At 50.9% G+C, this 324-nt stretch carries 1 protein-coding gene; it reads left to right on the top strand.

Going from position 1 to position 324, the window contains the following annotated elements; genetic code table 11:
* Nucleotides 1–324 (top strand): hypothetical protein (locus J4G38_RS28300; RefSeq protein WP_226164170.1); only part of this gene is annotated, 324 nt, incomplete at both ends.

Raw genomic sequence — 324 nt, 5'->3', positions numbered from 1 at the left:
TCCAAGCCGACGCGGCCTGACATTGAGGTTGGGCTTGTTCATGATTACCATAAAAAGCTGATGAGTCTCACAGGTCCTCTGCGTGACGTGCTGCGGGAGCGCCGCGGCCTCACTGATAAGACACTTGTAGATTTCCAGCTTGGTTGGGATGGTGAACGAGTCACTATTCCTGTTTACGACGAGTTCAACACGCTTGTGAACTTCAGGCGTTACAAGTGGAACTCCAACGACGACCAGTGGAAAGTACTAAACTATGTCGACGAACACAACAACACCTACGGCGAGGTTCGTATCTTCGGCATCGACAGAGTGCTTGATGACAGT

Source organism: Hymenobacter terricola, assembly GCF_017921975.2.
Classification (GTDB): domain Bacteria; phylum Bacteroidota; class Bacteroidia; order Cytophagales; family Hymenobacteraceae; genus Hymenobacter; species Hymenobacter terricola.
The sequence above is the reverse complement of the archived record's forward strand: the minus strand, read 5'-3'. Positions and strand labels throughout refer to the sequence as shown.